The organism is Streptomyces sp. NPDC046859 (assembly GCF_040645135.1).
GTDB lineage: Bacteria > Actinomycetota > Actinomycetes > Streptomycetales > Streptomycetaceae > Streptomyces.
In genome coordinates this window covers 50,938-77,837 of sequence record NZ_JBEYXR010000013.1, presented here as the reverse complement: position 1 = coordinate 77,837, position 26,900 = coordinate 50,938, and the positions used below count along the sequence as shown (strand labels likewise).

Below are 26,900 nucleotides of genomic sequence, written 5' to 3'. Positions count from 1 at the left end.
AGAGGCATGGCCACCACCGACCGGCAGGCCACGACGCTGGCCCTCGCACACGCCCTGTCAGCCGCCGAACGCGGACTGGCCGTCATCCCCCTGTCCCGGACGAAGCTCCCGGCCCTGCGCTCCCCGCACCGCGACGATCCCTCGCCGACGCCCTGCCACGGCGCGTGCGGCCGCCCCGGCCACGGGGTCTACGACGCCTCCACCGACCCCGCCCGTATCCGCGAGCTCTTCGCCGCCGCCCCCTGGGCCACGGGCTACGGCATCGCCTGCGGACTGCCGCCGCACCATCTGGTCGGCGTCGACCTGGACACCAAGTCCGACGCGGACTCCTCGGCGGCCCTGCGCGAACTGGCGCTGCGGCACCTGTTCACCATCCCGCCGACCGTCGTCGTCCTGACGCCGAGCGGCGGTCGCCACCTGTGGCTGACCGGCCCGCCGGACGTGGTCGTGCCGAACTCCGCGGGCCGGCTCGCGCCCGGCATCGACATCCGCGGCGCCGGCGGCTACCTGGTCGGCCCCGGCTCCCGCACCGAGCACGGCGTCTACCGCACCGCCCCCGGCACCGCCCACATCGGCCCGGCGCCCTGCCCGCGCGCGCTGCTGCGCCTGCTGCTCCCGCCGCCGCGCTCGCACCACCCGACGCCCCCGTCGGCCGGCGGCCACGGGCAGGGCCTCGTCCAGTTCGTGCTGGCCGCACACGAGGGCCAGCGCAACACCCGCCTGTTCTGGGCCGCCTGCCGGGCCTACGAGGACGGCATCGGGCCCGCCCTGGTCGAACCGCTCGTCGAGGCGGCCCTCGACACCGGCCTGACCGAACGGGAGGCCCGCGCCACGCTCGCCTCGGCGGCCCGCCTCACGGGCCACCACCCCTGACGCCGGCGCACGGCGAAAGTCGGGCGACCCGGCCCGCACCCCCGCCCTACAGTGCCGCCCATGTCCCTGACCCGTGTGATCCTCATGTCCGGCTGCTCCCTCGACCTCGCCGAACTCCGGCTGACCTCGACGTACGGCGGCATGCTGGAGGGCTACCCCTGCAAGCTCGTCAACGACATGACGATCCACGGCCTCCTGAACACCGCCCAGCGGACCGATCCCAGGACCCCGGTCCACCTCGTCCCGCCACAGCTGGAGCGCCCCGACCAGCAGGCGGGACCCTTCGGCCCGGTCGAGGTCCTGCCGCCCGTGGCCTGCGTCGGCCGCTTCCACTCGACGGCCCTCGACCCGGCCCACGACCCGGTCCTGCACCGCTCGTCCCTCACGGTCGTCTGGTTCCAGTCCACGCCCCGGGTGCCGTCCGGCGAGGACGCGGAGGAGTCGTTGCGGGGGGTCGACTGGGAGGGGCTGGCGGAGGACCACGCGCTGTAGGCGGGCGGGAGCGCTCTTGACCTGGAGCGCGCTCCAGATACCAGCATGAGCCGCATGACGACGACCAACGCGCCTCACATCGTCCTGGGCACCATGGCCTTCGGCACCCGCGTCGACGCCGACCGGGCCTTCGCGATCCTCGACTCCTTCGTCGCCGGTGGCGGTGTCTGGCTGGACACCGCGAACTGCTACTCCTTCTGGAACGACCCCAGCGGGGTCGGCGGCGCGAGCGAGCGTGTGATCGGCGCGTGGCTGCGGGCCCGCCCGGGCGCGCGCGACGCGGTGCGGATCGCGACGAAGGTCCGGCAGAACCCGCTCGTCCCGCACTCCTGGCCGCGGAGCGCCGAAGGGCTGTCCGCCCGGGCCGTCCACGCCGGCGTGGAGGAGAGCCTGGGACGGCTGGGCGTCGACCACGTCGACCTGTTGTGGGCGCACGCCGAGGACCGCGTCGTGCCGCTGGAGGAGACGGTCGGCGCGTTCGGCGAGCTCGTCGCCAAGGGGGTGGCCCTGCGGGTCGGGGCGGCGAACCACGCCGCCTGGCGGGTCGAACGCGCCCGGTCCCTGGCGCGGGAGCGGCGCGTGGAGCCGTACACGGCCCTGCAACTGCGCCACTCCCTCGCCCAGCCGCGCCCCCTCACGCCCCTCCCGGAGGCCGGCCACCGTCTGCTCACCGCCGAGGACCTGGACCTCGCGCGGTCCGAAGGGCTCGCCGTGTGGGCGTACAGCGCGCTGATCTGGGGTTCCTACGTACGTCCGGACAAGCCGCTTCCGGCGGCCTACGATCACCCCGGAACGGCCCGGGTGCTGGCCGTCCTGGACGAGGTCGCCGCGGAGCTCTCCGCCACGCGGAACCAGGTCGTCCTCGGATGGCTGATGCGGCAGGGCATCGATCCGATCGTCGGCGTGAGCCGGGTGGAACAGCTCGAGGAGGCGCTCGCCGCCCGCTCAGTACGCCTCACCGACGCGCACATGACCCGCTTCCAGGAAGCCCGTTGACCCCTGCCCGAGGAGCCGGCCCCCATGACCACCGTCAGCCCTGCGACGGCCGCCGAACGCACCGGCGTCTCCCTCGACACCCTGCGGTACTACGAGCGCGAAGGTCTCATCGGACCGATCCGGCGCTCCGCCGGCGGGCACCGGGAGTACACCGAGGACGACCTGTTCTGGATCGGCCTGGTCACCTGCTTCCGCGACGCGGGCCTCGGCATCGCGGACCTGCGGGAGTTCGTCGCGATGCTCCGCGCCGACCACCCCCCGCACCACCGCGTCGCCTTCCTCCGCGACCGCCGCGCCGCCCTGGAACAACGCGTGGACGCCCTGCGCCGGGCCATCGGCGTCCTGGACGACAAGATCGCCTACTACAGCTGAGCGTCGGCCGGGTGCAGCACAACAGCGGCGTGACGGTGACGATCTGGATCGACGACGGGCAGCTGCAGTGCTGCGGGGAGGGCTTCGCCCCCGGCGACGTCGTCTCCTGGAACCTCCTGGAGGTCGGTCCGGAGGACTTCGCGGACGTCGTCGGCGGCGACCGCGCGGCGGAGATCGACTTCCGCGAGGAGCATCACGGCGACGGGGACCCCCCGCCGACCCGCCTGAAGGTGCTGACCGTCACGGAGGTGCACTGCCGTTACGCTGCATCATCTCCGTTGACTGACATGAGCGTCTGCCGTTCGAAGGCCCCAGGAGGCGCCCGGTGAACACCGCCATTTTCCTGCTGCGCGACGCGCTGGGCCTGGGTGCCGGTCTGGTGCTCATGTGGGAGCTGAACCGCCAGGCTTCGGGACCGGGCTGGAGGAAGCCACGGGTCTTCACAGCTGTGGGGGCTGGGCTACTTGCCGCGCTGCTGGCCGCCTACGCCTAGAGGACGTCAGTCGACGTGCCCCTCTCGTGCCCGTTCGGTCGGGAAACAGCGGGGAGTCACGGGCACTGGTGGACACTGGCCACGAGAACGGACCCTGACCGATTCACCTGGTCAGGGTCCGTTTCTGCTGGCGGTGGGTGTGGGATTTGAACCCACGGTGACTCGCGCCACGACGGTTTTCAAGACCATCACGAGTTCAGGGAACGCAGCGCTCTGACCTGCACCGATTCGTCAAGCACTGGGAGCATCGGAAGCGTTGGCCCACGCATGGCCCATAGAGTTGCTGTTGCGCAAGGGACCGCTTCGTCCCGAAGGAACTGGGACGGGGGTGCTGCCTCGGGTCGGCTTGTCTGTCACCTGCGCTGATGTTCCGTAGACGTCCGTGCTCGTCCGCCATCGTTCGTCGGCGTTGTCACGCAGTTAGACACTCACCAGCCGGGACTCTCGGTGCATCCTCATGCCCCGGGAGATGACGCCCTTGCTGTCGTAGGGGTCGGCTAGGTTGCGGGGATGACTTCGATGGATCCGCTCGTGCCGGCTCTTTGTCGGGCTGGTTGCCGACGCCCTCTGGCTCCTCGATAGCTGCGGTGAAGGTGATGGAAAGCGTGTGCGGGGAGCTGGTGCGGCTGCCTCTGGACCAGCGCGACCGCCTCTTGCAGGCGCTCACCGACCTGGCCGAAGCAGAACCGAATCCCGCACGACGGGAGTTCCTGCAGTCGTAGAGGAAGGCTGAGCCCACCGTCGGTCGAGAGAGCACCGCAGGAGAGAGGCTGGGGTGTCGTGCCGGTGACCTGGGCTTCGCTGACTGGTGAGGTGCCCAACAACTCGACCGCGAGACGCCCTCGTTGACCGTGGCTGACCGCTGCCTCTGGCACGACAGTGGCACGAACCTCCGCCGACGACAGTCAGCCACGGCGGCGGGTGCCGCCGAACGACCAGGCGCGCGTATGCCTCGTTGCATCCCCACCGACCTCAGCGACGCTATCGAGGCTTGTCGTGGATGACAAACAGCGAGTTGCTCCGACTGGCCCGCGACAACGGCGTGATCCCATCTCGGGAAGTGGCGACTATTCGCGGACAGCCAGGCGCTGAACTGGTCGAACGAAGAAGGCAGTGACTTCGTGGGACAAGGATGCCACCCGCTGTGGCCCATTCAATCTGGTGCGCTCAGGGTGCGAGGTTGACTCTGGCTCCAGCCAATAAGTCAACTGTCATTGCTTTCAGTTACTAGCATCAGAATTTTCCTGGATTCCTTATCTCCCTTTTCCGCACCCTTCTGGAACCAATCTTTTGCCGACTGCCAGTCATGCTGGCGTAGATACAGCATGCCGAGTCTAGACGCCGCCTCGAAGTCCCCATAAGCAAAGGCTTGCTGGTACAGTTCTTTGGCTTTGTCTATGTCACGACGCTTTTCGAAGATCATGCCCAGATGGAGGTAGGCGTGAGCATCTCCCGCCTCTGCAGCGACCCTATAATAAGGTGTCGCCTTCTTTGGCTCACCACGCCTTTCGTGAATATACCCTAGGCGGATTCCGGCATTCTTGTCCCCCAAGTCCACCGCTTTTCGGAGCCAGAGGATAGCCAAATTGGTTTTACCAAGATCCTCTTGCACTCGCCCCATCTCCTTGAAAGCGGCCGCGTTCCCTTCGCGGATGGGATCATGAAGAATGCCGATCGCTTTAGAGAAACGTCCCGTTACTCGATATAGGTGCGCCAGGCCACCGGGCGCCTTGGAATCACCCTTCCTGATTGCGGCACTGTAAAGCTCTTCTGCCTCCTCTGTGCGCTCACTGTCCGACAGCAAATTAGCAAGATTCGTCATTGCCTTTACATCGCCCAGGTCAACCGCCTTTCGGTAATTGAGCTCCGCCTCCTCCAAGTTGCCAATCATTTGAAGATAAAATGCGAGGTTGAAGTAACCGGTGGAGTCTTCTGGGTGCTCATTTACGTAGCGTCGAGTAACCGATGCCGCTTCCTCGTATTCATTCAGTTCTGAGTAACACCGGGCCATGCTAATAAGCGCCCCGTGATCGCCCCCCGTGAGAGCCGTTTCGAATTGAGAGATAGCTTCCCTGTATTTCTCCCTCTCCATATTCACCAGGCCTAGCCCCAAGGCCACCTTGTTCGGGAACTTATCCCGCATTCTCAGGTAGAGCGGCTCAGCTAGATCGATATTTCCTCTAGCCACATGAATGTCTGCCCGCAAGACGCTAGCGTCGACGAGCCCCTTTTCCTCTGCGACGGAGCACCATGTGTCAGCTTCGTCAAGCCTCTGTTGCTTGAGAAGAAGCGTGGCAAGCCCTAGGGCTGCCTTTTCGTCGCCTTTCTGGGCAGCTTCGCCGAAATATCTCTCGGCTTGCTGAAAGTCACGCTTCCTTACATGGACGTACCCTAGATTCGCGAGAGCGCGAATGTTTCCATTTTCCGCAGACTTTGTGTACCAGTTTACAGCCTGGTCATAGTTGCCGGCGGTGGAAAATACGTAACCGAGTCGAAAAGCGTCCTGCCCCTGCGAGTCCGACCCTTCCGCAAGCCGGTATGCTCTTTCTGCAAGGTCTGTGCGACCTGTCTTCGCAGCGTACTCGCCTACCGTATGAAAATCGAATTCGAGTTTCCCTTCGAGGACTTCGTCCCACACGACGTCAGGAATTTCGGTGAAACTTTCCGAATTTGCTACCCGGTCCACCAGATAGTCAAAGGCCTTATAAGTGCCCGATTCATACGGTACAAGTAGGCTGGTGGTCGCGTGAAGAGGGGAAGTGGCCCACGCAATTGCCTCTTCGAAAGTTTCCGGGCGGAGACGCACTCCTCCCTTTTCTCGCAAGTAGTGCTCGTGTGCGGAGAGCAGAACTCCGATTCCAACAGGCTTGTTGATCCCTGCACGCTTGAAGTCAATAGCGGAAGCCACTAATGCCGCTGCGCGAGGGTGGGCTCCTGGAGACCACGCATTGCGCCATTCGTCATAAAGCTGAGGTCCAGCAGCAAGATATTCAGCGACTCCGTACTCGTCCGCGTGACTTACTGCATCCTTGAGTCGCGGGTCGGAACTGGTGTTGGCCTGGCTAACCTCTCGCTGCGACCATCGGCGGTCAAGGAAGAACTTTTCGGCCCTGCTCATGATCTGGCGCGCATTCCGAACCAATAGGCGCTCGGTGTCGAATGCGGAACGTTCTTGCCGGAGAGACAATTCATTGAATCGCTCAGCTCGCAGAGTTGCGAGAATAATCCCATTTCTGTTTGTGATCTCATCAATTACACGAACAGAAACGGCAGGCGGAGCAAGGAAAACGTCGAGATCGTCGAGCCATAGAAGCACCCTAGGGTCATGCTGGACCAACTCGTGGGCAATTGCAGCCTCGTTGCCGTCGAATGGCATTAGGACTCGGTAATCACTCAGAAGGTGCTGAGCTGCTTCGAATGCAGTCCTGGATTTCCCTGCCGTTGAGTCGCCAATTAGCAAGACAAAGCGTCCTGGCTTGAGTGCCTCCAGGAATTCTGCATCTATGTCGCGGCTTACGTACTCAACATACCTTATCTGCTGCCGCGCTGGTGCAGGGTGTACACCCCACTTGACGGGGTCGGACACCTCCCCGACGAGCGGCCAGAAACTCAAGCTGGAAAGGCGGGCATGGGTGATCGCGGCCCCAATACTCTCCCCGCCCCCAGCTCCAACGTAGACCTGGACGCCATGTTCCTGCTGGAAGGATGTTGCGTGGTCATGAGCGTGGACTAGCTTTCCTGGTCCACTACTCAACCCTTGGTTTACGGCTTCACTGGTCATTGGTGTCTGATGAGCCGTAATAGTTCTGCGTGCCGGAACCCTGCTGGAATGCGACGGCGTGATCCCGCGCTACCATGCTTTGATTCACCGTTTGGCTTTGTGTGTTGGGGGTCTCGATCTCAGCTAGGAGGTCACGCAGTTCTCGGGCCATTTCAGGATTGGTTAGAAGCGCTTGCCGGAAGCGGGCTCTCCATACTTCGGTGACGATCGTGCTGCTGGAATCACCATCGACTACAGCGCTACGTGACTCTTCCAGATCGGCATCGATTGCACTTTCATGCTCCTCATTGCCGCGGCCCAGAAGGCGGGCAAACCTTTCCTTGGCGGCTAGCCACGTGTCTGTAACCATGCATGAGACAAGTGCCTGTGCAGCAGGTGCTGCCAACTGAAGGACCTCAAGATCGCTCATACGCCCCCCTGTAGCTCTATCGTTCCTGGTCTACCAGCTGTTGCCTGCTGGCACCACCGGTTCCGGCCATCTGCTGTGTCATGAGCTTCGTGAGGTGGGGCGGGGCGGAGACAGGAGCGCAGGTCCGGCCGGGGGCCGGGCCGCGCGCAGTGAGCGGAGCGAGCCGCCTTGATGGGAGTAGGGAAGCTGCTATCCGGTCGACTGGTCGGCAGCCGCGCGAATGAGCCGCCTCGTGAAGCCCGCCGCACAGAGCCGTTCGTACGCTGCGGTCACATCCGCCGGGACATCCATGGTGATCATGAATCCCTCACTCGGGTACACCAGCAGACGTTGTTGCGCTCCCACCAGCATGTCGACAACCAGCCTCGCGTCCCCGATCGCTTCGACGTACTCCCCGAAGGTCATAGGCGTGGACGCGCTGACGATCTCCACTTCGGGCCATAGCTTGCGGGCGGTGGCGTAGGCGCGGCGTTCCTCGTAGGGCTTGCTCACCAGCAGCACGGAGGAGACGTCGACGCCCTGCTCTGCGAGCAGGGCCCGGGAGAGTTGGACGTTCTCGCCCGTGTTCCGGGCTCGGGGCTCCACCAGGATGGCGGAGGCTGGCACCCCCAGCTCCAGCGCGCGCTCGCGGTAGTGCTCGGCTTCGCCGCGCGGCATCCGGTCCTGGGTGGTCCGGCTGGTCGCGCCCGTGAAGACGATGAGCGGGGCGAAGCCGCGGTGGTAGAGGTCCGCCGTCGTGTCCGCCACGCCCAGGTCGTGGCTGCCGAGACCGATGGCGACCGAGCAGGTGCGCGGTTCGTGCTTCATGAGCTGGAAGTCCCATAGGGCCTGGGCGTCCTGCCATGCCTGATCCGAGATCACTGTGCGCCTCCCTCACGACGACGACGAGTCTGGCACCTTGAAGTCGTAGGACCACGTGAACCGGGACGCCGCGTGCACGCCGATGGCGAACTCGACGACGGTGCCGTCGGCCGTGAAGGTCGTCCTGTGCAGCTCCACCACCGGCTCGCCGGGCGGGAGCTGGAGCAGCTTCACCTCCTCCACCGTGGGGACGCGCGCGAACAGTTCCTCTCGCATGTGGTCGATCTCGTATCCCGCGTCGTAGAGCACGCGGAAGCCGCCGCCGCGGCCGGCGGGGCCGGGAGCCGGATCGACGATGCGCGTTCCTTCGACGTGTTCGGGCCGGTAGTAGCTCGTGAGGGTGTGCGTCGGCTGCTCGCCTTCCTTCACGAGCCGTGCGCGCGCGTACACCTCCGCGCCTTCCGGTAGGCCGTGAGCGGCCGCCACGGCGGTCGGCGCCACGATCCGGCTGACCGTCTGGGTCTGGTCGTTGCGCTTGTAGGCCCGTCCGGACGCCACGCGGTCCGCGATGAACGCGACTTCGTCGCCGTCCCGCCACTTGGCCTTGTCGTACCGCTCGATGCCGAGCCGCTTCAACGGGGTTTGCTGCCGTACGACGGTGCCGTGCCCGCGCGATGAGGTGACGAGTCCTTCGGCCTCCAACGCCTTGTAGGCAGCGTGAACCGTGGACTTCGACCCCTCCCCGGCATCGACCAGGTCCCGGATATGCGGGAGCTGCTGGCCGGGCGCGTACTCGCCGCTCCGGATGCGCTCGGCAAGCCGGTCCGCCAGCTCTCGCCACTTCGGCGCCATTCGAGCCTCCTCTCGTCGCGACCAGTGAAACACAGTCCCAGGACTGTTGACAGTCTCGGGACTGTGAGTGCAGAGTCTCACTAGCGGCCACGCAGTCCCAGGACTACGGGTGACTGCGCGGCCCGCCACGCCCTGAGGGCTCCGTGAAACGGGCTCGAAGGAAGCGAGGGCTCTTTGACAACTGCATGGGGATCACGCCGCCTCTCCTCGGCCAAGTAGGCGGCCACGCGGGCTCACGCCCTCGTGAGGTACAGCGCAACCCAACCTCTTCGCAGTCCCTCGGGTACTGCGGCCGGTTGCCTCCGCTGCTCGTCTCGTCAAGAGCAGCGCTGAGGGGAGCCGGATTTACCCGCTCTAACGGCGCGCGGCCCCGGTGCAGCGAACACCGGGACCGCTGTTCGGGCCGTTCCACCTGCTAGGGAGAACACGACCCATGATGCACATCGCTGCACTTCAGACGGCCGTTACCGCCATCGGCCCCGACCGCGAGCCCACGGCCGCGGAGCTGGACGCCATCGAGTACGAGATGCCGCTCATCCGAGCCGAGGTCGAGCTGCTGGACGCACAGATCAGCACCCTGGACCGCACGCCGTCCGAGCTGGACCAGCGGCGCATCCGGCGGGCCCGCCGCCGGATGCTCGCCGCGCGGCGGACCGTGGCCAACCGCCGTGGCGCCATCTCTCCGGGGGTGGCCTGATGGCGGAGGAGTTCACGGCGCAGTTGTCGATGCGTGACGGTCGGTGGCGCCTGTACGTGGTGCTACTGAACACCACCGAGCGGTGGCCGGACCACCTGTTCAGCCACACGGTGCCGACGTTCACGGAACGCACGGACGCGCTCAGCCTGCTCGGCTTCGAGCCGGTACCGGGCGCCGAGTGGACGTGGACGGAGGACAGCGAGAACCCCGACGACCCGGCCTCGCCGGCCGTGCTGATCGCTGCCGTCCGGGTGCGTTCATGGGCGGAGGCGGACGCGTGAACACCGAGCAGATCCGTTCAGCGGAACGCGCGCTGTCCGCTGGCACCTGGCTGATCGTGGCCGGGGCCATGCTCTACTCGATCCTCACCGTCACCCCGCTCGCCGCCCGGCACACACCCGACGAGTGGGACTGGACGGCGCCGATCCTGCCGCTCGTGGTGGACGCCGCCGTCGTCATCGTGGTCCGCCTGGACGCGGTTCTGGCCCGCCTCGGAGGCAACGGCGGCAAGTGGCCTGTGGTCCTGCGTTGGATGACCGGATGCATGACCCTCGCCCTGAACGTCGCGGACTCCGCCCTGAAGCACGACCTGGTCGGCGTGGCCGTGCACGCGGTCGCGCCCCTGCTGCTGATCGTCACCGCGGAGACCGGACTCGCTTACCGGCGCGCCATCGCCGCCGCCGTCACGGCGCTGGAGGACCGTAGGCGCGCGGAGCAAGAGGACCGCGAGCGGGCGGCCGCCGAACGCCGGGAGGCCGCCGAGCGGCGGGCGCGCGAGGAACGCGAGCACGCCGCCAAGCTGGCGCGTGAACAGCGTGAACACGAGGCCCACCTCGCCCGCGAGCAGACCGAGCGGGAGGAGCGGGCCCGGCGGGAGGAACGCGAGCGCGCCGAAGCCCGCGAACGCGCCGAGCGGGAAGCCCGTGAACGCCGTGAACGCGAGCTTGAACAGCGTGAGCGGGAGCGGCAGGAACGCGAACGGGAAGCCTCGCGGCGCCGCGAGGAGGAACTCCGGGCCCGCGAGGAAGCCGCCCGGCGTGAACGTGCCGAGCGCGAGGAGAAGGCGGCGCGTGAACGCGCCGCACTGCTCGCCGGCGGACCCGCCGCCGAAAAGCTGCCCGAGGACCGGGCCCGCCGCATCGTGCTCGCCGCCTTCGAAGAGGGCTTGCCCGTGCGGGCCGCCGCCGAGCTGTGCGGCTGGTCCGTCGGATGGGTCTCCACCCGCTACCAGGAACTGCGCGACAGCACGGCTCCAGTTGAGGTGCTGACCCGGTAACTCCGCGCGCAAGACAGCGCGTTTTCCCCGCCCCACATCGGCAAGGCCCGGCCGTCAACCTTCCACAGTCCCGGCCGGGCCTCTACTCCCGTGAAGGAGCGCACTCAGCATGACGGACACCACCATCACGCCGGTAGCGGCACCGGATGCTCCACCGGACGTAACGCCCCCCTCGCCCCACACTCCCGCCGCCCAGGCCGCCGTCGACGTGGCGCACACGCCGGGCGGGTGGCCGGTCGTACCGCTTGCGGTGAGCGGTACGAACACCACCGCCACACTGCTCGGGGCCGCAGCCCTGGTCGGCGGCCCGGTGGCGCTCGCGCTCGCCGCTACCGGCGCCGTCGTGGTCGGCACCGCGGCCGCCACCCGCAACAGCCGCGATCGACGGCGCTCTACCCGAACCGCTACCGCTCGCGACCGCGCGACGGGCCGGAGCGGTTCCGCCCGGATGCCGCAGCAGCGGCCCATGAGTAGCCGGGCCACAAGCGGTCGCGCAGGTAGCAAGCCCGGCCGTGCGGCGGCCGGCGGAAGTCACCGGCCCGGTACAGCCGGTGTGCTCGGCAGGGGCGGACGCCGTACGCCCGACGGCATCAAGACACCGGCCGGGAAGATCGGCGGACGAACGAACCGCCCTGCGGCGCCGCACGGTTCGACCGCGGGCGCGGTGCGGGGGCGGATGGGCCAGGTCAAGGCACTGCGAGAGTCGGCCCGTACGGCGGCCCCATCGCGAGCAGCCCGCCGGACGGAGACGGCCGGTGCCCGCCGCGCGGTCGCGGACGCCCGCCGCGCCGCCAAGCACCAGGCCCGCACCGCGTCCCTGGCCCGCAGGGGGCCGATAGGCCGCGCTGCGGCCAAGGGACTCGGAGCGGCGAATGCATCCCGCCGCAAGGCGGTCGACCGCGCTCGGGCGGTCCGGGACGGCAAGGCGGCCGGACAAGTCGCCCAGCAGCGTGCGGAGGTCCGCAAGGCCCCCGCGCGGCGACGGGCGAGCAAGGCGCTGTGGCGTTCCGCCGCCCGCTTCCAGGGCCGGCGCCTGCTCGCAGCGCTGCTCGGGACCGCGCTCGGAGTGGTCGGAATGGTCACCACACCACTCGGGCGGAAGCTCGGGTGGGCGTGGCTCCAGTACCCCGGCCGCCGCCTGTACCGGCGGATAACCCAGCACGCCGATCGGGACCGCGAGAGCCGCGACGCGGCCACGCTCGCCGCGCTGCGGGATGAGGAGGCCGCCGCGGACGCCGAGGCTGCCGACGACGGCACCGAGCAGATTGGAGACACGGCCGAGCGCCCCGCCGGCGTCGTCCCCGCCACGCCCAGCACGACGACTAGTGAAGGAGCCACCGTGACCGGGTTCCGGTTCGAGGAGCACGCGGCGGAAATGGAATGCGCCGCGCAGCAGTACGACCCAGACAACGCCATGGAGATCCTCGCCATGGTCGAGGGCCTGCCGGCCGCGCTCACGAGCGTGGCGAACGTGATGCGGATCCTCGCCGAGCGCGCCGACTCCGAGTTCCCGCTGGAGAAGGAAGTCGCGGACGGCTTCAACGACATCTTCGGCGCGCTCATGTCGGCCGTCGCGGTCGCGGAGGACATGGGGCCGCTGTTCCGGCAGGCGCACCAGCAGGACATCGCCCGACACGAGGACCCGCGCAACGGGCCCGAGGCCGAGAAGGGATGGAACGTCTGAGATGAGCACGACCACACAGGCCGATACAGGCCCGGTGTGGGACTGGGCGGCCGGTCACGGACCCGTGACCGGCGCTCTGTCCGCCACCACCGGATGCCTCGCCGTCGCCACCACCGGAGCCGCCGCCGGGATGCCGCCCGGCTGGGTCCTCGCCGTCGGCGCCGCGGGCGCGATCGGCCACACCGTCACCAGCATCCGTGACCGCCTCGCCGCGCGCACCGTCGGGATGCGCGCCGCGTCCTGGCTCGTCGGAGCCGGGTGGACGACGTGGGCCATGCTCACCGGCCCGCTGTCCTGGGCCGCGCTCGGCTCGCTCGCCACCATCGGCGTGGGCATGGGGGCCGCCGCCCGGGCCACGCTGTTGCACGAGGAGGCGCGGGAGCTGGAGTCCATCGCCGCCGCGGAACGGCAGGTCACCCGCGAGCTGTCCGCCGAACGCCGGCAGATCGCGGCGGAGTGGGTGGACCGTATCCAGCGGGTGTGCGGCGTCACCGTGCGCGTGCTCGCGGTCGAGATGTGGCCCACCGGGACCGGGTTCACCATCGACGCCGAGCTCCCGCCGGGCGGCATTACGTACGACAGGATCGCCCGGGAATCCGCGCGGCTGTCGGCGGACGCGCGGTTGCCGCACGGCTGCACCGCCACCGCGTCCCAGGGCATCGACCAGGGCCGCGTGCTGGTGGACGTGACCACCGTGAACGTGCTCGCCGCCGAAGTCACCTACCCCTCCGACTACGGGCCCCTCTCCCTGCACTCCGGGATCCCCTGGGGACTGCGGACCAACGCCGACGAGATCCGCGCCTACCTGCGCGAGCAGTGCGCTCTGGTCGTCGGCCCGACCGGTTCGGGCAAGACGAACATGGTCCACACGATCCTCGCCGGGTTCGCCCGCGCGACCGATGTCCTGACCTGGGTGATCGACCTCAACGCCGGATCGGCCGGCCTTCCCTGGGTGCGGCCCGCGCTCGACAGCAGCGGGCGGACGGCCGACGGCATGCGGCCCGGCGTGGACTGGCTCGCCGCCTCCCACGAGGAAGCCGCGCTCATGCTGGACGCGGCGGTGCGGATCGCCAAGCACCGCAAGATGGCCTACCAGGACCTGATGTCCAAGGCGAACACGGATCTGCTGCCGATCAGCGACCGCATCCCGCAGATCATGATCGTGATCGACGAGGGCGCGGAGATCCTGGCCAGCAGCGACCGCGAGTCGCGCAAGCTCGCGGAGAAGATCCTGGAAGTGATCCGGATCGCACGCGCCATGGGCATCCGCACCGTGCTGACCGCGCTCGGGGCCACCGGCGCGGTGCTCGGCAACCTGATGATCCGCCGCGAGGCCAAGGTGCGGGTCGCGCTCACCGGTGGCGAGACCGAGGGCATGGATCTGGGCAAGCAGTTCCCCGGCTCCCGCGGGCTGCGCGTGGACCAGGCCCCCTACAAGGGCGCCGGGTTCATGGGCACACCCGAGTCCCCGGCCTCGCTGTTCAAGTCCTGGCGGATCCTGCCCAACCAGATCCGGGACATCGTCACCGCCACCTCCGACCGGCACCCGACCCTGGACGCCACGTCCGCGAAGGCGGCCGGACCGGACTACTCACGGCGCTGGGACCACGTCCGCACCGCGTGGATGCGCGACCACGCCGCCCCGCTGGCCACGGAGCAGGAGCGGCAGCAGGGTCACACCGACGGACTGAACCTGTCCGCGCTCCGCGAGGAGCGGTCGGCCGATCCGCTAAGCGAGGACGAACTGGCGCGGAAGTTCCGTGAGCAGATCGACGCCCAGTTCGCCACCGCCTCCGAATCGGGACACCCCGCCCGGGAACCCGAGCAGCCGCCCACACCAGGCTTGAACCTGTCCGCGCTCCGCAACGAGGACAACGCCGCCCGGCAGGCCGCGCTCGCCCTGCTGCTCGCCGCCGGGCCCGAGGGCACCGGAGCGTCCGCGATCGCCCGCGCGCTCGCGGACGAACACGGCACCACCCGGCAGACCGTCGTCGGCTGGCTCAAGGCGTGGACCGAGGACGGCACCGCGGTACGGGTCGGCACCGGCACCAAAGCCCGCTACGTCCACCGCCGCCACGCACCCGGTGCCTCGCCCGAGGAGTGAACGTCTGCGGCTTGTCGCCCATCCGCGAGAAGGCCCGTGGGTGGCCCAGTGAGCCCCGAAAACCGGCTCTGACCAGCGGGGCGACAAGCGACAAGACAAGACAAGCGACAAGCCGCACGACAAGCGGGACGACAACCGACACGACAAGCGAGCACGGGCAGCACCCCGCCACCGGGAGTGCTGCCCGTCCCGTCGAAGGGACTCCGTTGTGCACCCCCAGAACCCGTACGAGATCACCACCATCCCGCCCCTCGCGGTGTCCGGACCGGCTCGACCAGTCGTCCTGCGGCCCGAGGACATCCCGCCCGGTGTCCAGTTGGTCACCCTCTCGAACGGCCTGCAGACCCTCGCCTATACCGAGCAGCCCGCGTCGGTCCCGGCCGCACCGGCCCCCGCCGCGGCCCCGATCCCGGCGTGGGCCAAGACCACCGCCCTGCTCGCGCCGACCGTGGGCGGCGGCATCGCCGCCGCCGGCATCGGCCTCTCCTACGCCGCACCAGGACTGATCGCCATGACCCATGCCCTGTGGTCCGCCGCTGCCCTCGTCGTCGCGGCTGTCGTCGCCATCCCCGTCCTGCTTCGCGTCGCCCGCGGAGGCGACACAGCGGCCCCGACTCCGATCACCCAGAACATCACGGCCAACGGCCTATTCGGCAGGGCCACCGGCACCATCAACCACCGCTGAGGAGAACAGCGCGTTTCCGAGGCCGCGAACTGTGCGCACCGACCGACGACACCGACCCCTACGCCCACGGCTGTCAGTGCGGTGACACCGGATACGGCGACGTGCCCGAGTGCACCTGCGAGTAGCTACGCCGAGGGCGGTCCCCCTCTCGCCAAAGACCGGGACCGCCCTCGCCCAACCAGTCCGCAACAGACCTGTTGGAGGTCTCCAGCATGACCCATGACACACGACCAGCGCTGCTGTCCGCAGCGCTGGACGCCGCCGCACGCGGCTGGCCCGTCATCCCCCTGCGGCCGGGCGGGAAACGGCCCGCGCTCCACGGCGAGAGCAGCTGCACCGGCTGGGGCGAATGCGCGGCCGGGCACCGCAAGTGGGAGCAGCGCGCCACCACTGACCCCAACCGCATCCGCACGGCGTGGGCGGCCGGCCCCTTCAACGTCGGCATCGCCACCGGCCCGGCCGGGCTGCTCGTCGTCGACCTGGACGTGCCCAAAGGCAAGGGCAGTTCGGACGCGCCGTACGGCGCGACGACCTTCATGGCGCTCTGCGAGCGCGCCGGGCATACCGTCCCCACCACCTACCGGGTGCGGACCGCGAGCGGTGGAGCCCACCTGTACTTCACCGCCCCGGACGGAGTGCGACTGACCAACACACAGGACGTCCTCGGGCCACACATCGACACCCGGGCCGTTGGCGGCTACGTCGTGGCCCCCGGCAGCACCACGACCGCCGGGGCATACGAGGTGACCGACCCGGCCCCGGTCGCGCCGCTGCCCGGATGGCTGCTCGCGCTGTTGCGGCCCACGCCGCGACCCGTCCGGCCGCTCGCTCTCGCCCTCCCGAGGAACGCCGGCCGCTGCGCCACCGTCGCCCTGGAGCGCGAACGGGCCCGGATCGAGCAGGCCCCCGAGGGCATGCGCGAGCGGACGCTGTTCGAGGCCGCCCGCGCCCTGGGGCGGTTCGTCGCGTGGGGCGACATCCCCCGGCACGTGGTCGAGGAGGCTTTTCAGGGAGCGGGAGAGTCCGCCGGGCTGAAGCCGCACGAGTGCCGCTCGACCCTCCGCAGCGCGCTGAACTGGTCGATCCGCACCGCCCGGCCCCGGGAGACGGCATGAGCGCCCGCCCGCGCCCTCCACTGAAAAGCCCGCCCCGGACCGGTGACCGGCCCAGCCCCGCCGAACCGGCCCCCACCACGGACGGCGCTGGGCGCCCGAGGGGCGCCGCCCGTCAGGGCGTCCCTCTTGCTGTTCGTCCTGACCCGCGCCCGGCCGATGGACGTCGCCCCGTCGCCTGGCTGCGGGTGACCGCACCCGGCCGCGGCGCGATCCCCACGGCGACATCGACATGCGCCTGTGGTCGGGATCGCAGCGCCGTCGGCCACCGCAAGGTGGCCGCACTCGTGGCCGAGCACGTCGATCACCGGGCCGTCTGCCCGATCCGAACCAACCAGGAAGGAAGGGCCGCCGCATGACCGGGCCCGAGAACATCCCGGCCACCGTCGACGGGGCCGCGCTGCTGGGCGAGGTGGAAGCCTTTCACCGCCGCTTCAACGTCTTTCCCACCGAGGCCGCGTATGTCGCCGTCACGCTCTGGGACGCTCACGCCCACCTGCTCGACTGCTTCGACTCCACCCCCCGGCTCGCCTTCCTGTCCCCCGAGCCGGGTTCCGGGAAGTCCCGCGCACTGGAGATCGTGGAAACCCTCGTGCCGCGCGCCGAGGCCACGGTGAACGCCTCGCCCAACGCCCTGTTCCGGCTGGTGGAGGCGGCCGAGGGACGGCCGACGCTGCTGTTCGATGAGATCGACACCGTCTTCGGCCCCAAGGCCGGCGACAACGAACCGGTCCGCGGCTTCCTCAACTCGGGGTACCGGCGCATCGGCACCATGCTCCGGTGCGTCGGGGACGGAGCCAATCAGAGCGTGCAGCGGTTCTCTTCCTTCTGCGCCGTCGCCATGGCGGGTCTCGGCTCACTGCCGGACACGATCCTGACCCGTTCCGTCATCATCCGGATGCGGAAGCGGGCCCCGAACGAGCACGTGGAGCCCTACCGGCTGCGGCTCAACGAGAAGGAAGGCCACGCGCTGCGTGACCAACTCGCGCGGTGGGCCGACAGCGTCCGCGACCAGGTCGCGGGCTCCTGGCCGGAACTGCCGGAAGGGGTCACCGACCGGCCGGCCGACGTGTGGGAGCCGCTCCTCGCCGTCGCGGAGGCCGCTGGCGGGGACTGGCCACGCCGGGGCCGCGCCGCCTGCCTGGAACTGGTGAACGCCGCCCACGACAGCGACGAGGCATCGCTCGGGATCCGGCTGCTCACCGACATGCGCGACAAGGTGTTCTGCGGGGCCGACCGTATGCCCACCGCCGTCATCCTGGAAATGCTCCTCGCCCTGGACGACGCCCCGTGGGCCGACGTGGACGACAAGCCGCTGAACTCGCGGATGCTGTCAAAGCTGCTCGGGCAGTACGTCACGCCCGCCAACAAGCCCATCAAGCCGCGAGGCATCCGCACCCCGTCCGGCACACCGAAGGGGTACTACGCGGACGACCTCTCCGACGCCTGGACCCGCTACTGCCCCCCGCCCCCTCAGGAGTCCGCAACATCCGCAACATCCGCAACACCGCAGATCAGCACGGGTGAATCTGTGGCGGATGACCGGCACAGCGTCCGCCACAGCCTCGCGGAAGCCGCCACGGCCCCGCTCCGCATCGCGGGCTGAGCCGACCACTCGACCGGTGCCCCACACGCGCGGTGTGGCGGCACCCATCCGCAACACGACCGCGATCCGCCACAGATCCGAGCCGCTGACCAGCCGTGTTGCGGCGTGGCGGATGTTGCGGATCCCCCAGCAGGAAGAAAGACGGAGGAGCACACAGCCATGGCCCGCCCGCAGATGCTCAAGCTTCCCGAAGTCCTCGCCGAACTCGGCATGAGCCGAGCCGCCTTCTACCGGATGCGCGCCCGTGGCCTGGGCCCGCGCCTGATCAAGCTCCCCAACGGGCAGCTCCGCGTGCGGCGGTCGGACTTGGACTCCTGGCTGTCCGGGTGCGAGGAAGCTGCCTGATCCGCTAATCCCTGATCCCCCGAGAGGGCCCGCCATACGGCGGGCCCTCTCTCCTTTGGAGAGACATGCTCACGTACGACGTAGACATCTGGTCCATCCGGGCCCGCAAGAACCGTCCGAAGCCGTTCGAGTTGCGGTGGCGCGTCGGGGCACGCCCGCACTCGCGCAGTTTCAAGCTCAAGGTGCAGGCGGACGGGCGCCGTTCGGAGCTGTTGGCCGCGCTCCGCAACCGCGAACAGTTCGACGAGGAGACGGGCCTGCCCGCGAGCGAGCTGGACGCCCTCAACACGCCGACCTGGTACGAGCACGCGGTGGCCTACGCGGTCATGAAGTGGCCGAAGGCCGCCGCCAAGCACCGGGCGAGCATCGCGGAGGCGCTCGCGACGGTCACCCCGGCGTTCCTGTCAACGACACGGGGAGCCCCCGAGCCCGAGGTGCTGCGCCTGGCGCTCTACGCCTGGGCGTTCCGGGCGACACCGACGGACAAGGGCGTCTTCGTCTCCCGCTCGGAAGCGGAGGAACCGCCGGCCGAAGTCGTGGCCGCGCTCGCGTGGGCGGCGAAGCACTCCGTGAAGGTGACCGAGGCCGCCAAGCCCGAGCGGACGCGGGCCGCGCTGGACGCGCTGTCGCGCAAGCTCAACGGGGAGCCGGCGGCCGACAACACCGCGAACCGCAAGCGCATGGTACTCAGCAACGCGATGCGCTACGCGATCGAGAAGGGCGTCCTGTCCGCCAACCCGCTCGCCCGCGTCGACTGGGATCCGCCGGCCAAGGACGACGAAGTCGACTTCCGATACGTCCCCAACCCCCAACAGGCGGCCGACCTGATCGCCGCGGTCCGCGAGCAGGGGCCCCGGGGCGCCCACCTCGCCCCGTTCTTCGGCTGCCTCTACTACGCGGCCATGCGCCCGTCCGAGATCGCCGCGCTCACCGCGGCGGACTGCCGACTGCCCGAGTCGGGATGGGGCGAGCTGGTCCTCGCCGGAAGCCGTCCCGAAGTCGGCTCCGGCTGGACCGACGACGGAGCGTCGTACGAGCAGCGCGGTCTCAAGCGCCGGGCCCGCCGGGCGACCAGGCCCGTACCCATCCCGCCCGTGCTCGTCGGGATGCTGCGCGAGCACATCAAGACGTACGGCACCGCCGCGGACGGGCGGCTGTTCCGCGCGGCGCGGGGCGGCCGGGTGCGGTCCACGGAGTACTGCGAGGTCTGGGACCGGGCCCGCGTCAAGGCGCTCTCGAAGGCCGAGGCCGCAACGCCGCTCGCGGACGTGCCGTACTCGCTGCGGCACGCCGGGGTCTCCCTGTGGATCAACTCGGGCGTGGATCCCGTCGAGGTCGCGCGGCGGGCCGGCCACAGCCTCACCGTGCTGTTCCGCTTCTACGCCAAGATTCTCCGGGGCCAGCAGGCGCTCGCGAACGACCTGATCGACAAGGGGCTGAGGGGTGACCAATGAGCCCGGATCCTGGCCCACGGATGGCCCACACGTCCTGATCAGACGTGGGATACGGGCGGTCCGGGGTGAGACAGGCTGAACACGGCGGGCCCGGCTCCATCCCGGAGCCGGGCCCGCTGACCTGCTAATTCTCTGGCCTGCAAGCGGTGGGTGTGGGATTTGAACCCACGGTGACTCGCGCCACGACGGTTTTCAAGACCGTTCCCTTAGGCCGCTCGGGCAACCCACCCGCGCTCCGGCCCGCCGGGGGCGGAGCGGGTACAGCGTACCGGCCTGGTGCGGTGCGCGGGGTGTGTGGGGCCCGGGCGGGGGATCAGCTGTCGCCGGTGCGGGCGCCGAGGGTCAGGTCGACCGTGCGGGTGCGGCCGTCCCGTTCGTAGGTGATCGTCACCTTGTCGCCGGGCTTGTGGGTCCAGATCTCGCCGATCAGGGTGGGGCCGGAGTCGATCACCGTGTCGTCGAGCTTGGTGATGACGTCACCGGGCTTGAGGCCGGCCTTGGCGGCGGGACCGCCCGGCTCGACCGCGTCCGAGCCGCCGGCGCCCTGGTCGGTGATCTTCGCGCCGTCGCTGGTGTCCTCCAGGGAGACGGAGGCGCCGATCTTGGCGTACACGGGCTTGCCCGTCTTGATCAGCTGCTGGGCGACGTACTTGGCCTGGTTGATCGGGATGGCGAAGCCGAGGCCGATGGACCCGGACTGGGCGGTGCCGCCCATGCCGTTGGCGGTGGACTGGATCGCCGAGTTGATGCCGATCACGTTGCCCCGCGCGTCCAGCAGCGGGCCGCCGGAGTTGCCCGGGTTGATCGACGCGTCGGTCTGCAGGGCGCTCATGTAGGAGGCGTTGCTGCCGGTGCCGTCGCTGGAGGCCACCGGGCGGTTCTTGGCGCTGATGATGCCGGTGGTGACCGTGTCCGACAGGCCGAAGGGCGCGCCGATGGCGATGGTCGCGTCGCCGACGGCCACCTTGTCGGAGTCGCCCAGGGTGAGCGGCTTGAGATCGGACGGGGCGCTCTTGAGCTTGATCACCGCGACGTCGTAGCCCTGCGCGTGGCCGACGACCTCGGCGTCGAACTTCTTGCCGCTCGGGAACGTCGCCGTGAGCTTGCCGCCGTCCACCGCGTCGGCCACGACGTGGTTGTTGGTGACGATGTGGCCCTCGGTGTCGAAGACGAACCCGGTGCCGGTGCCGCCCTCGCCGCTGCTGCTCTCGGCCTGGATCGTCACGGTGCTGGGCAGCGCCTTGGCGGCCACGCCCGCGACCGTGCCCGGGTCGCGCTTGACCGAGCCGCCGTCGGGGGCGGAGACGGTCGTGGAGGAGGTGTTGTCGTCGTTCTTGGCCAGGGTGTAGCCGAGGCCACCGCCCAGGCCGCCCGCGACCAGCGCGGCGATGAGGACGGCGGCGAGCATGCCGCCCTTCCCGCGGCCCGGCTTCGGCGCGGGCTGCTGGTACGTGGCACCCCAGCCACCGGCGCCCATGCCGCCGGCTCCTATGCCGCCGCCCGCGCCGTCGCCGTACGGGGACGTGCCCGAGGGCGGCGGGGGTGGCCAGGAGGCGTCCGGGGCGGCGGGCGAGGCGGGGGTGTGGAAGCCGTCGCCACCGCCGTGTGCCTGGGGGCCGGCGGCGTACGGGCTGCCGGCCGCAACCGGCGGGAGCGGCGCCGTCGCGCCCTCGGGAGCGGGGTGCTCCGGGGAGGCCGGAGCAGCGGGAGCATCCACCGGTACGGGGGGTGCGGACGGGGCCGGGGGTACCGCGGCGCCCTCGTTCTCGGTGCTCACAGCTTCTCTCCTCGATCCACGGCAGGTGTCTTCGGTCGCACGCGGGCACGCCCGTCACGCTTGATCCTCGGCGGTCGGTGCGCTCGGCTGTGCATACCTATTTGTATGCGGTCAGCTTTTCCCAACGGCCGTCAGAGCACCATAAGCGGTGCCTGTGGGTCCACGGCCACTCTTTATATAGGTCATTTCTCACTAGACGGGCACAATCCCATCCTTGACGCGACCACCGCGGTCGCACGTGTACCCCCGCGCGGTGGCACCATGACGCGGTGACCCACGCACGGCAGCAGCAGATCCAGGTCGTCGCCCACCGCGGAGCCTCCGAGGACGCCCCCGAGCACACCCTGGCCGCGTACCGGAAGGCGATCGAGGACGGCGCCGACGCCCTCGAGTGCGACGTCCGCCTCACCGCCGACGGCCATCTCGTCTGCGTCCACGACCGCCGCGTCAACCGCACGTCGAACGGCCGCGGTGCGGTGTCCGCCCTGGAGCTCGCCGACCTGGCCGCCCTGGACTTCGGCTCCCGCCGGAACCGCGACTCGTGGAAGAACCGCGCGGAGGAGCCGGACTGGGAGGTCCGGCCCGAGGACCCGGAGGACACCTCCGTCCTCACCCTGGAACGGCTGCTGGAGCTCGTCGCCGACGCGGGACGCCGGGTGGAGCTGGCGATCGAGACCAAGCACCCCACCCGCTGGGCGGGCCAGGTCGAGGAGCGCCTGCTGCACCTGCTGAAACGGTTCGGACTGGACGCGCCCGGCACCCCGGCCGAGTCCCCGGTACGGGTCATGAGCTTCTCGGCACGCTCGCTGCACCGGGTGCGCGCCGCGTCGCCGACCCTGCCGACCGCCTACCTGATGCAGTTCGTCTCGCCCCGGCTGCGGGACGGGCGGCTGCCCGCGGGCGTGCACATCGCCGGGCCCTCGATCCGGATCGTGCGCAGCCACCCCGCGTACGTGCGGCGCCTGAAGGCGGTCGGCCACCAGGTGCACGTGTGGACCGTGAACGACCCCCAGGACGTCGATCTCTGCGTCCAGCTGGGCGTCGACGGCATCATCACCAACCGCCCGCGCGCGGTGCTGGACCAGCTCGGACGCTGAGCCTCCCGCAGGCGCTACGGCGCAATCCCGGTACGACCTCTTGACCCGGTGGGCCCGGCGGCCTCATCCTCCACTCTCAGCCACACCGCCGGATTCCAGCCATCCCGTGACAGGGAGTGCTCCGGCGCGTTCGCTGCGTGTTCGGTCGGGCGAATGCGTCACCGGACCTTGTTTGGCCGGTTTCCGGTCCAGGCCAAGAGGGCATCCACTCCGTGGCGTGGGGGCGAAGGAGGTCTCGGGGGTGGCGTTGGTGGTGGCACAGGAGGTGCCCACGTCGTCGAGCATGGCCGTTCCCCATGGTCCTGCGGGCGTGGGGAAGGCGAGGCACCGGATGCGGGCGCAGCTGCGCAGCGGCGGGGTCCCGGAATCGGTCATCGACGACGCCGTACTGATTCTGTCCGAGCTCTTGAGCAACGCGTGCAAACACGGCCGGCCGCTCGGCGACTCCCTGGCGGGGGACGGCGACGTCCGCGCGGCCTGGCGGGTGGACAGCGGCGGCAGGCTCACCGTGGAGGTGACGGACGGCGGCGGGCCCACCCGCCCCGCTCCGGCGACGCCCTCGGTCACCGCGCACGGCGGCCGCGGGCTGAACATCATCGGGGCCCTGTCCGACGACTGGGGCGTACGCGACGACGTCCACGGCGAGGTCACGGTCTGGGTGGTCGTCCACGACGACGTCCGAGCCGCGCACGCCGGGCACCGGCGCGACGACTTCGCTACGCGCGTCACCGCCCCGGCGGTCAGCGCCATCCCCGGCCTGGGCTTCACGGACGCCTTCGACGACCTGGACTGACGGGCCGTCGGCCCACGGGCCGCGGACCACCCCTCCTCCCGGCACGCGCGCGTCCTCCGTCCCCAGGCTCCCGTCGACCATGGCGGAAACGGCTAGGCTCGCGCCCGTACCAGACAGCCGTAACCGGGAGACACCCACGATGGCCAAGAAGCGACCCCAGACCAAGGCCAAGCGCCCGCAGATCGCCGACGGAGAGGTCCCGGTCGTCGGCGCACGCGAGCCCTGCCCCTGCGGGAGCGGCCGCCGTTACAAGGCCTGTCACGGCCGGGCCGCCGCGCAGGCGGTGACCGAGCTGGTGCAGCGCCCGTTCGAGGGGCTGCCGGGCGAGTGCGACTGGGTCGCCCTGCGCGAGCTGGTGCCCGCCGCCACGGCCGAGCTGCCCCTGAAGGGCGGCCTCCCCGAGGGCGTCCCGTCCGTCACCCTGGCCACCGTGCTCCCGATGGCCTGGCCGGCGCTGCGCCGCGACGACGGCTCGGTCCTCCTCGGCCTGCAGAACGACACGGCCTCCGGCGACATCAGCCGCGACCTCGCCGACACCCTCCAGCAGGCCCTCGCCGCCCAGCCGGGCACCCCGGTCCAGGGCCGCCGCGCCCCAGCCGACGGCCCGCGGCTGCAGGACCTGCTCGACCCCGAAGGCGCGTTCGAGCCAGTTGTGCACTCGGGCTTCGAGTTCTGGGTCCCCGACGCGGAGAACGCCACCGCCGAGGTGACCGCCTCCCTGGAGCGCGCCAACGCCGCGGCCATCCCGACCGTGAAGCTGACCGGCGTGGACTCCGCCTACTGGTGCGAGACCCCGGAGAAGAACCACCTGCGCTGGGTCATGCCGTACCCCGAGGAGCAGCTTCTGGACGCGCTCGCGCGGCTGCACGCGGCGGGCGCGTCGAGCCTCGGCGAAGGCACCCGCCTGGTGGGCTCCTTCCGTGCTCACGGCCTGACCGTGCCCGTCTGGGACCTGCCGAGCGGTGTCGGCGCGGAGGACGTGGAGAAGCCGGCGGCCGAGTTCGCCGAGCGGCTGGCCGGCGCCCTGGCCACCGACGCTCCGCTGACGCCGGACGAGCGACGCGCGCGCGGCGGGCTCACCAACCGGCAGGTCACCCTCAGCTGACCAGGAGGGCGGGCCCGTCCCCGGCTGAACGGCGGTTCAGCGGGACGCGCCCGCCCGCGAGGGATGAATCCGATCACAACTCCCGTGCGGAGCAAGGGAGTCCGTGACTGGAAAGCCCGGATCGAATTTGCGAACCGCCGACTTCTTGTTACCGTTCCAGTAGCCCGGTTGCTGGTGCATCCCCCGTCGCCAGCAACCGGGTCTTTCCATGTGCGCGGCCCTTTACGGAACGCCGCCGGGTGTCAACCGCCCGTGGTCGACCCCGCCGACGCGGGCGCGGAGTTGCTGGCGGAACGCAGCAACAGCGCCCGGCGTCCGGCCCGTTCCGCGAACTCGGTGACCGCCGTGTAGCCGTCGGCTCCCGCGCGGGTGCGCTGCCGGGGCGTCTCGCAGGTCCCCGGCTCGTCCCCGGCGCCCACCGCACAGCGCATCCGGATCGTGCGCCCCTCGGGCCCCATCAGACTGAGCACGGAGTCCAGGACACCCCCGGTGGCGTTGCGGTAGTAGGTGCGCGCCCAGGTCTCCTCGCCCTGCGTGAGGACACAGGTCTGCGCCTCGACGCCCTCGGGCGAGGTGAGTTCGGGTCCGCAGCGCACGGCCGTGGCGACGCCCAGGCCGAGCAGCCCGGACGGCTCGACCGACGGCGCCTTCGCGTCGGCGCGGGGGAACGGGTGTGCGGCACCCTCGCGCGAGGAGCGCGCCGGGGCGTCCTTGGCGGGCACGTCGGCCGTGGACCGGCCGGCCTCGACGACCTGGCCGGCGGCTGCCCAGGCCAGTGGCAGGGCGATCGCGGCCGCCGCGACGGACGCGAGGGCGATCAGACGGACTCTTCGCTGGCGGGGCCCGCGGCGATGCGACGACGGTGCCCTGTTTCCCCTGGAATGACGCGGCATAGGCGGAATCTAACGATCAGTCGCCCGTGCGCGGTCCGCGCGCGCCGGACAGCCCTACAACTCGGGCGCGCTCACACCCGTACGAGTGAGGGCCTCCACGACCGCGTCGACCACGGCCTCCACGTCGGGCACCCACGGCGAGGCGGAGCCGGGCAGGGGGGCGCGCTGCCAGGTGATCGGCCCCTGCCCCGTCTCGGAGGGCGGCAGGGCGAGATAGCCGCCCTCGCCGTGGAAGCGCAGCGAGCCGGGGACGAAGTCCTTGGCGTACAGCAGCTCGCCGAGCTGTTCCATCGAGTACGGCTTCACCAGGATCGACCAGCGGGCCGGCGAGGCGACGACCGGGCCGAGCCGCATGCCCATCCGGTCGAGCGCGGCCAGGGCGTGGGCGGCCGGCAGGGCGGGCAGGCTGACCGCGCAGGGCGCGCTCCCGCCGGTGGCGAGGATGATCGGCGCCGTCGGCCGGTTGGCCCACCACCAGCGCACCATGCGCTCGTCGGTGGTGGCCGCGAGGAGGCCGGGGTCGAAGGGATGGGCTCCGGGGACCGTGCACTCGGGGTCGGGACAGCCGCAGCGGGCACGCCCCTGCGGAGGTGCCGTCACGCCCGGGAGCACGGGCCATCGCCATTGCGTCGCGAAGGTCAGGGCCGCGCTGATCAGCTCAGACTTCCCGTCGCCGCGCAGGAGCCTGCGTCGCCTTCCGAGGATCTCGCGCATGAGCGCTCGTTCCTTTCCGTTGCACCGCTGGCAACACCGAGGACCACATCACACCATGTGTCGATCACTTCACTGTGCGTACCTGTTGGCGCATCACATCCCTGCTCCGGGCAAGGGACACCCCTATGGGCCGAACGTGGACTGCATCCGTGGCGGCCGCGCCCATACTGCGTCTACCAGAAGCATGGGCATGGCGTGGGGTGGCGAAGTCTGGCGTTTTGCGTCGCGCGTATTTCTCTTCGCCTCCGCCACGGGAGGATGGGGCACGATCGTCGGTGGCTAGGACGCTCGGCTCCGTCACCAGGTTCCGGGTGGTCGTCAACCACCCCTGGTCTTCACCGATTACGTACCCATCACGACCGCTGTGACGCTCCGTGGAGTGAAACCAGTCGACCGCAATACCCCGTTCACTGAGGCAGTTTCAAGCCAACTTCGCCTTGGCGCAAGAGGTGTACGCGGAATGCGCACGCTTCCCATGGACACCAGGAA

At 70.0% G+C, this 26,900-nt stretch carries 26 protein-coding genes, 1 tRNA gene and 1 pseudogene; 20 read left to right on the top strand and 8 right to left on the bottom strand.

Translation table 11 applies throughout. The annotated features are described in order from the left end of the window. Positions 1 to 6: 6 nt before the first annotated feature. From ABZ899_RS20470 to ABZ899_RS20440, 7 genes are all read left to right on the top strand, one after another. The gene (locus ABZ899_RS20470; protein ID WP_361347937.1) at positions 7 to 873 is read left to right on the top strand and encodes a bifunctional DNA primase/polymerase; all 867 of its coding nucleotides are present in this window, start codon (positions 7 to 9) and stop codon (positions 871 to 873) included. Positions 874 to 933: 60 nt separating this feature from the next. Beyond that, positions 934 to 1,365, top strand: a complete 432-nt coding sequence (locus tag ABZ899_RS20465; RefSeq protein WP_361347934.1) for a hypothetical protein — start codon at positions 934 to 936, stop codon at positions 1,363 to 1,365. A gap of 54 nt (positions 1,366 to 1,419) precedes the next feature. Further along, positions 1,420 to 2,361, top strand: coding sequence for an aldo/keto reductase (locus ABZ899_RS20460; protein WP_361347931.1), 942 nt, complete (start codon positions 1,420 to 1,422; stop codon positions 2,359 to 2,361). Between the two features lie 24 nt (positions 2,362 to 2,385). Then, on the top strand, positions 2,386 to 2,733 hold the full coding sequence (locus tag ABZ899_RS20455) for a MerR family transcriptional regulator (RefSeq protein WP_361347929.1): 348 nt from the start codon (positions 2,386 to 2,388) through the stop codon (positions 2,731 to 2,733). A gap of 11 nt (positions 2,734 to 2,744) precedes the next feature. Beyond that, on the top strand, positions 2,745 to 3,062 hold the full coding sequence (locus ABZ899_RS20450; RefSeq protein WP_361347926.1) for a DUF6578 domain-containing protein: 318 nt from the start codon (positions 2,745 to 2,747) through the stop codon (positions 3,060 to 3,062). Further along, entirely contained in the window at positions 3,059 to 3,226 is a 168-nt protein-coding gene (locus ABZ899_RS20445) for a hypothetical protein (RefSeq protein WP_361347923.1), read from the top strand. Before ABZ899_RS20450 ends, ABZ899_RS20445 begins: the two co-directional genes overlap by 4 nt. A 587-nt stretch (positions 3,227 to 3,813) precedes the next feature. After that, complete coding sequence (locus ABZ899_RS20440) at positions 3,814 to 3,948, top strand: hypothetical protein (protein ID WP_361347920.1); 135 nt, start codon at positions 3,814 to 3,816, stop codon at positions 3,946 to 3,948. A 482-nt stretch (positions 3,949 to 4,430) separates the two neighbouring features. Here the strand turns inward: ABZ899_RS20440 and ABZ899_RS20435 are convergent, their stop codons facing one another. The 4 genes from ABZ899_RS20435 to ABZ899_RS20420 all read right to left on the bottom strand — a co-directional run bounded on the left by ABZ899_RS20435 (position 4,431) and on the right by ABZ899_RS20420 (position 9,069). Then, entirely contained in the window at positions 4,431 to 7,007 is a 2,577-nt protein-coding gene (locus tag ABZ899_RS20435; RefSeq protein WP_361347917.1) for a tetratricopeptide repeat protein, read from the bottom strand. Further along, the gene (locus tag ABZ899_RS20430; protein ID WP_361347914.1) at positions 6,997 to 7,416 is read right to left on the bottom strand and encodes a hypothetical protein; all 420 of its coding nucleotides are present in this window, start codon (positions 7,414 to 7,416) and stop codon (positions 6,997 to 6,999) included. The genes ABZ899_RS20435 and ABZ899_RS20430 overlap by 11 nt, the downstream gene beginning before the upstream one ends. 189 nt (positions 7,417 to 7,605) lie before the next feature. Continuing rightward, complete coding sequence (locus ABZ899_RS20425) at positions 7,606 to 8,277, bottom strand: YdcF family protein (protein ID WP_361347911.1); 672 nt, start codon at positions 8,275 to 8,277, stop codon at positions 7,606 to 7,608. 12 nt (positions 8,278 to 8,289) lie between these two features. Continuing rightward, complete coding sequence (locus tag ABZ899_RS20420) at positions 8,290 to 9,069, bottom strand: GntR family transcriptional regulator (RefSeq protein WP_361347908.1); 780 nt, start codon at positions 9,067 to 9,069, stop codon at positions 8,290 to 8,292. Positions 9,070 to 9,502: 433 nt separating this feature from the next. Here ABZ899_RS20420 and ABZ899_RS20415 point away from each other — a divergent pair, with 433 nt between their 5' ends. The 10 genes from ABZ899_RS20415 (at position 9,503) to ABZ899_RS20370 (ending at position 20,032) form a co-directional block, all read left to right on the top strand. After that, positions 9,503 to 9,766, top strand: a complete 264-nt coding sequence (locus ABZ899_RS20415; protein WP_361347905.1) for a DUF6284 family protein — start codon at positions 9,503 to 9,505, stop codon at positions 9,764 to 9,766. Beyond that, the gene (locus tag ABZ899_RS20410) at positions 9,766 to 10,047 is read left to right on the top strand and encodes a DUF6303 family protein (RefSeq protein WP_361347903.1); all 282 of its coding nucleotides are present in this window, start codon (positions 9,766 to 9,768) and stop codon (positions 10,045 to 10,047) included. The genes ABZ899_RS20415 and ABZ899_RS20410 overlap by 1 nt, the downstream gene beginning before the upstream one ends. Then, entirely contained in the window at positions 10,044 to 11,042 is a 999-nt protein-coding gene (locus tag ABZ899_RS20405; protein WP_361347900.1) for a DUF2637 domain-containing protein, read from the top strand. The genes ABZ899_RS20410 and ABZ899_RS20405 overlap by 4 nt, the downstream gene beginning before the upstream one ends. 553 nt (positions 11,043 to 11,595) lie before the next feature. Further along, positions 11,596 to 12,726 carry a hypothetical protein gene (locus ABZ899_RS20400; protein ID WP_361347897.1) on the top strand — a complete coding sequence of 377 codons (1,131 nt, stop codon included), beginning with the start codon at positions 11,596 to 11,598 and terminating at the stop codon, positions 12,724 to 12,726. Position 12,727: 1 nt separating this feature from the next. Further along, positions 12,728 to 14,830 carry a hypothetical protein gene (locus tag ABZ899_RS20395; protein WP_361347894.1) on the top strand — a complete coding sequence of 701 codons (2,103 nt, stop codon included), beginning with the start codon at positions 12,728 to 12,730 and terminating at the stop codon, positions 14,828 to 14,830. Positions 14,831 to 15,038: 208 nt separating this feature from the next. Continuing rightward, positions 15,039 to 15,515: a hypothetical protein gene (locus ABZ899_RS20390; protein ID WP_361347891.1), complete on the top strand. Its 477-nt coding sequence runs from the start codon at positions 15,039 to 15,041 to the stop codon at positions 15,513 to 15,515. A 212-nt stretch (positions 15,516 to 15,727) separates the two neighbouring features. Continuing rightward, positions 15,728 to 16,630, top strand: a complete 903-nt coding sequence (locus ABZ899_RS20385; protein WP_361347888.1) for a bifunctional DNA primase/polymerase — start codon at positions 15,728 to 15,730, stop codon at positions 16,628 to 16,630. 352 nt (positions 16,631 to 16,982) lie between these two features. Next, on the top strand, positions 16,983 to 18,233 hold the full coding sequence (locus tag ABZ899_RS20380) for a DUF3631 domain-containing protein (RefSeq protein WP_361347885.1): 1,251 nt from the start codon (positions 16,983 to 16,985) through the stop codon (positions 18,231 to 18,233). A 159-nt stretch (positions 18,234 to 18,392) separates the two neighbouring features. Continuing rightward, positions 18,393 to 18,578 (top strand): helix-turn-helix domain-containing protein, encoded by a 186-nt coding sequence (locus ABZ899_RS20375; RefSeq protein ID WP_018892556.1) that lies wholly within the window; start codon positions 18,393 to 18,395, stop codon positions 18,576 to 18,578. Positions 18,579 to 18,643: 65 nt separating this feature from the next. Then, positions 18,644 to 20,032, top strand: a complete 1,389-nt coding sequence (locus tag ABZ899_RS20370; RefSeq protein WP_361347882.1) for a site-specific integrase — start codon at positions 18,644 to 18,646, stop codon at positions 20,030 to 20,032. Positions 20,033 to 20,176: 144 nt separating this feature from the next. On the opposite strand, the gene ABZ899_RS20365 is transcribed toward ABZ899_RS20370, so the two are convergent. Then, positions 20,177 to 20,261 (bottom strand) — tRNA-Ser (locus ABZ899_RS20365). Between the two features lie 84 nt (positions 20,262 to 20,345). Further along, positions 20,346 to 21,809 carry a trypsin-like peptidase domain-containing protein gene (locus ABZ899_RS20360; RefSeq protein WP_361347880.1) on the bottom strand — a complete coding sequence of 488 codons (1,464 nt, stop codon included), beginning with the start codon at positions 21,807 to 21,809 and terminating at the stop codon, positions 20,346 to 20,348. A gap of 269 nt (positions 21,810 to 22,078) precedes the next feature. Between ABZ899_RS20360 and ABZ899_RS20355 the strand changes: the two genes are divergently transcribed. From ABZ899_RS20355 to ABZ899_RS20345, 3 genes and pseudogenes are all read left to right on the top strand, one after another. Next, positions 22,079 to 22,906 carry a glycerophosphodiester phosphodiesterase gene (locus ABZ899_RS20355; RefSeq protein WP_361347877.1) on the top strand — a complete coding sequence of 276 codons (828 nt, stop codon included), beginning with the start codon at positions 22,079 to 22,081 and terminating at the stop codon, positions 22,904 to 22,906. A 153-nt stretch (positions 22,907 to 23,059) separates the two neighbouring features. Beyond that, positions 23,060 to 23,699 (top strand): annotated as a pseudogene (locus tag ABZ899_RS20350) (ATP-binding protein). Positions 23,700 to 23,838: 139 nt separating this feature from the next. Next, positions 23,839 to 24,804, top strand: coding sequence for a DUF5926 family protein (locus ABZ899_RS20345; protein ID WP_361347874.1), 966 nt, complete (start codon positions 23,839 to 23,841; stop codon positions 24,802 to 24,804). A 242-nt stretch (positions 24,805 to 25,046) separates the two neighbouring features. Here the strand turns inward: ABZ899_RS20345 and ABZ899_RS20340 are convergent, their stop codons facing one another. Then, complete coding sequence (locus ABZ899_RS20340) at positions 25,047 to 25,697, bottom strand: hypothetical protein (RefSeq protein ID WP_361347872.1); 651 nt, start codon at positions 25,695 to 25,697, stop codon at positions 25,047 to 25,049. 54 nt (positions 25,698 to 25,751) lie between these two features. Next, positions 25,752 to 26,411: a bifunctional DNA primase/polymerase gene (locus ABZ899_RS20335; protein ID WP_361347870.1), complete on the bottom strand. Its 660-nt coding sequence runs from the start codon at positions 26,409 to 26,411 to the stop codon at positions 25,752 to 25,754. Between the last annotated feature and the right edge of the window lie 489 nt (positions 26,412 to 26,900).